The following is a 5,228-nucleotide window of genomic DNA, read 5'->3' on the forward strand; positions in this document are numbered from 1 at the left end:
AGGGGAGATTTATTCACCCCTTTCTTTTTTCTTAACCAAACTTAATCCAAGAAAATATTATCTATTCAACCGATACTGGATAGAAGAAATATCTTGAAGTAGGATTAAGTACAAAACCATGTACATTCTTCCTAAAGACCATACTTTGCAAGGAATGAGCCAGATAAACCCAACCAGCTTCTTCATGAATCACCTCTTGAGCTTTTTTATAATATTCTGCTCTCTTTTCCTTATCATAAGTTTGCAATGCTTTAGAAAGTAATATTTGTACATTTTCATCATTAAAGAATGCATAATTTCCTGCTGTACCTATTGAACAAGCGTTGGCACCATATAAAACATTCATAAAGTTATCCGGATCTCCATTATCACCAGTCCATCCTAAAAGACACATCTGGTGATTTCCTGCTTCAGTTTCCTGGAGATAGGTACCCCAATCTACTTGATAAAACTTTACCTTTATTCCTACAGCTCCTAAATAACTTTGAATGGCCTCTCCTATTTTGGGAGGATCAAACATATAGGGCCGAGATACAGGCATTACATAGAGAGTGACTTCAAAACCATCAGGGTATCCAGCCTCAGTTAAAAGTTCTTTAGCTTTTACTGGATCATAAGGATAATCTTGTATTTCATCATTATATCCTAACATAAAGGGAGGCATTCCATTCTTAGCTTTACTTGCTGTTCCCATATAAAGATTATCTACTATAGATTGTTTATCAATAGCCATATTAATTGCCTGTCTAACTTTCTTCTTAGTAAGGGGTTCGAAATATCCCGGAGTTTTAACCCAGGGTTCATCCGGATCTCGTACTCCATTTTCATTAGCATCTTTATATCCATACCCGGTATTCATAGCCATATACCCGATGTTCATTCCTGGCTGAGTCATAAGGACTAAATCTTTATTAGCATTTATCCGAGCAAAGTCAGCAGGATTAGGATATTCTATACCCTGCACTTCGTCCACTTCTAAAGCCATAAGTCTGGCTGAAGGGTCAGAAATTACTTTGAAGATTAATTTATCAAGTTGGGATCTTTCTCTCCAATAACTATCATTAACCTCTAAGGTAATATGGTCGTCTTTTACCCATTCCACAAATTTGAAAGGACCGGTACCACAAGGATATTTGAAGGCATCTCCTTTATACTTTTCCGCATTGGCTGGACTTACAATATTAACCGTAAACATGGCTAAACTGGTCATAATAGAGGCATTCGGTCTTTTCAGGACAAGTTTTACCGTATAATCATCAATCTTCTCCATCTTTTCTACATCGCTAAACATATATCCCCAATAAGCCCACTCACCATATTGATGGTAAGGATTGGTAGTATCATATTGTCGGGCAAAGGAAAATACTACTGCATCAGCATTAAAATCGGTCCCATCATGGAATTTAACCCCTTTTCTTAGCTTAAAGACAATCTCAGTTCCATCTGTTGAGGCCTCCCAGGAAGTTGCTAAGCAGGGTTTTATATCAGTAGTACCTGCCTCATATTCTAATAATCCTTCAAAAATATTATCCATTCTCTGAATAGATTCTCCGTCGGTTACATCTCCAGGGTCTAGTCTAGAGGCATCTCCGCTGCTACCGTATACTAAAGTTCCTTTTGCAGAAGCGATACCTATTGTTCCCAGGATTAAAATCACAGCAAACAATAAAACCATAAATATTTTACTTTTCATTTATTAAATACTCCTTTTTTAATATTTTTTAATTACAATATTTCAATTAAATTTTAAAAATAATTTACCTCCTTTCTTTTTTGTATATTTTTTTTGTATATTTGTATCTATTTAAAAAGAAATTTACTTTACTTAAGATATAGCAAAGGATTAAGAGGCTTGCCCATTAATCTCACTTCAAAATGGAGGTGGGGACCAGTAGCATTCCCAGTTCTCCCTACCTTAGCAATTACACTCCCTTTTTTTATATATTGACCTTTTTTCACTAAATTCACCGAGTTATGAGCATATACTGTAGAATATCCCCCCTCATGGCTTAAGATAATTACATTGCCATATCCTCGCATATAACCAGCATAGCTTACCCTGCCGCTCTCAGCAGCTATTATATTAGTCCCGATAGGACCACCAATATCTATACCAGAATGAAATTCTTTCCTTCCATTTAAAACTCTCATCCCATATGGAGAAGTAACCCTTCCCCTTACCGGCCAAATAAAATTAGATATATTACTACGAGATCCAGTTACATTGGGAATTCTCAATTGCTGCCCTGCAAAAATTTTGGAAGCATCGGTTATACTATTAGCTGCTATAATAGACTCTAATTTTACATTATAATCGCGCGAAATACTCCAGAGGCTTTCTCCTTTTTTTACATCATATATTATTTCTTCTGCTGTAGCTTCTAGGTTATATCCTTCTGCTTTGGCAATATCCATATTGGTTATTGGCAGCTTCAATTTTTGACCTATAGATAGTCGAGATATTTCTTTTAAATTATTAACAGAAATAATAGAAATCATCTTTAAATCATATCTCTGGGATATGCTCCACAAGGTATCTCCCTTCACTATCGTATAATTTACAATGATTGGTTCCTCTTTCTGGTTAGAGTTAGATACTCCTCCTCCTATGGCCGGTATTTCCAATTTTTGGCCAATTGATAAGACATTTTCATTCCCAAGATTATTAACATCAGCAATGACCCCAACTGAAAATCCATATCTTTGAGCAATATTCCATAAAGTATCACCTGCTTTAACTGTATAAACAATCGGTTCTGCAGTTTCAAGCTGACTGATATTATTATTAATATTATTATTCTTTTTATCAATAACTGCCTGGCTAACAATATTTGTTTTTGCAACAGCATTTTTGTGCGAAGGTATTTTCATTTCCTGCCCTATAGAAATCAATTCTGAATTAGCAATGCTATTGGTGGCAAGAATTAGATCTACGGAAAGGTTATATTTTTGGGCAATTGACCATAAATTCTCTCCCTTCTTTACAATATGAATAATATAATCTGTTGTCTCTGTAGTCTGGAAATTATTCTGGGGAATTTTGATAATTTGACCAAGAGATAAAATATCTTTTTCTTTAATCTGGTTATAAGATAGGATTAAATCTAACGAAACATTATACTTTTGGGAAATACTCCACAAACTATCCCCCTTGGTCACTTTATAACTAATAAATTCATTGTTATGAGCCAGAGAGTGAAAAGGGATAGAAAAGATAAATAATAAAAGTAAGGCTAGCAAAACCATGGAATTGTTCTTATCTTTATTGTATTTTCGAATTAAATTCATCTCCTGACCTCCTTTGGTTAGAGAGTCAAAATAATTTAGACCTACAGATTTCTAAATCATTTCTTTTTTATGACTTAATTTATATAAAGACAAATACATAAATATAAGAAGAATCTTCTTTAGTTTTACCGGTAATTTTTATTTTTTCATATTGGAGAATTCTTATTTGTTTGGAAGCTTTTATCTTTAAATCAATTTCATTATTTATTTTTCTTGTTTTTCTTTTCTAAAAAACTATCAATAACTTCTTTTTTAAAACGCCAAATCCTTCCAATTTTAACTGCTGGAATTTTTTCGGTTCTTGCCCATTGGTAGACAGTAAGAGGTTTTACTTGTAAATATTTCGCTACTTGTTTCGCGGTTAAATATTCTTCCATACCTTAAGCCCCCTCGTTTTATACATATTTCTCTCTCTATATTATTGTTTTTTAATAACATTGTCAATTTTTTATTTATTTTTTTATATATTTTTTAATTTAAAAGTAATTTTTATATTTAGTAAATAAATTAATCAGTGATTATTCTTATTCTTTTTATTATGCAGTATATCTCCTATCTCTTTAGCCACCCGATAGGGTTTAGTCAAAATTCGAATAGGAATTGATTTTAAAAAATGAGATAGATCTCTTTTTATTTCATCGGTTACTCGGTGAGGTTTAGTCAAAACTCGATCTATAAAATCTGTAGTATAGGTTTCTAATAATTTCTCCCGATTAATTCTAATTTCATTTCCACAAATATTACATTTAATATCCTGTAAATATTTATCTTTATAAGTAATTATATGGTTAGTCTCTTTGTTGCAGTGAAGACAAAAAAGTTGAGCTTTTACTTTACTGATCATTTACTTTCCAGCTCGAAGGATCGAACCTTTACCTCCTCTTCCTTAATCCAAAAAAAACAACTTACTTTCCGCTTAAAACTTGGGCCAATTTTTTATACATCTGGTAAGATTTCATCACCTTTTTTATATGTTCTCTGGTCTCAGCATAGGGAATATTTTCCACAAAATTATCGAGGTCAGATTGATCATATCTTTCTAACCACTGATCAGTTATACCTGGTCCAGCATTATACCCTGAAATTATCAAAATAATATCATTAGAAAATTTTCCTTTTAAGTAACCGATATACCAACAACCTAAATTAATATTAACTTTAGGAGAAAATAGCATTTCATCGTTAAAATCTATAATATTTATCTTCTGAGCAATCCATTCTCCGGTAGAAAAAATTATCTGCATCAATCCCCTGGCCCCGGCAGCGGATTCATCCCAGGAGTTAAACCTGCTCTCCTCCCTTATCATCGCCATAACCAGCAATGGATCTATCTCATATTTCAAAGCATATTCCCTAATTATATCTTCAAAACAAATAGGGTAGAGACTTTCCCATAATTCAAAAGGCAAATCGTCCAATTGGTGATTATCCACTAAATAATTAAAAATTATCTCCGAATAATTTAAAGAATTATAATAATCCAGGTTCTTTTTATAAACATCACTTAATTTAAATAGCAAAAAGATATTTCCGGGATAGTAATTTAAGGTTTCCTTTAATTCAATTATTGATTCTTTATAAAAGCTAATCTCTTCGAATAATTCTGCTTTAAGTAGTGCTAACTGACCTTTTCCTTCTATTTTAGCATATTTTAGTAAAAATTCCTCCAAATTTGTAAAATCTTCTTTCTCAGAAGCAGAAATAAGCCCAACAAAATTAAGGTCATCTCTTTGTTTGGTAATTCTTTCGGTATAATAACTTAAAGGATATTCTCTCAGCAACTTTTCATAGATAACTTTTGCCTCTTCTTCTAATCCCATCTTTTGCAAAGTTTTTCCTCTCCAGTAAAGAGCATCATCTCCTAAACTACTTTTAGAAAACCTCTCTGCTAATAGTTGATAAGCTTCTAACGCTTCAGAGTTATTATTATTCTTGGTATA

Annotated in this window: 5 protein-coding genes; all 5 read right to left on the bottom strand. The window is 32.7% G+C overall.

The features are described 5' to 3' along the window. Positions 1-61 precede the first annotated feature (61 nt). Positions 62-1,693, bottom strand: coding sequence for an ABC transporter substrate-binding protein (locus tag COZ07_RS09590; RefSeq protein WP_406608343.1), 1,632 nt, complete (start codon positions 1,691-1,693; stop codon positions 62-64). Between the two features lie 128 nt (positions 1,694-1,821). Further along, a complete protein-coding gene (locus COZ07_RS09595) occupies positions 1,822-3,288 on the bottom strand; it encodes a LysM peptidoglycan-binding domain-containing protein (protein WP_406608344.1) in 1,467 nt (488 codons plus the stop codon). 200 nt (positions 3,289-3,488) lie between these two features. After that, positions 3,489-3,665, bottom strand: a complete 177-nt coding sequence (locus tag COZ07_RS09600) for a helix-turn-helix domain-containing protein (protein WP_406608345.1) — start codon at positions 3,663-3,665, stop codon at positions 3,489-3,491. Between the two features lie 134 nt (positions 3,666-3,799). Beyond that, positions 3,800-4,132 carry a bh protein gene (locus COZ07_RS09605; RefSeq protein ID WP_406608346.1) on the bottom strand — a complete coding sequence of 111 codons (333 nt, stop codon included), beginning with the start codon at positions 4,130-4,132 and terminating at the stop codon, positions 3,800-3,802. A gap of 61 nt (positions 4,133-4,193) precedes the next feature. Then, a partial coding sequence (locus tag COZ07_RS09610; protein ID WP_406608347.1) for a transglycosylase SLT domain-containing protein occupies positions 4,194-5,228 on the bottom strand: 1,035 nt, incomplete at its 5' end.

The organism is Candidatus Infernicultor aquiphilus, from assembly GCF_002784285.1.
Lineage (GTDB): Bacteria > Atribacterota > Phoenicimicrobiia > Phoenicimicrobiales > Phoenicimicrobiaceae > Infernicultor > Infernicultor aquiphilus.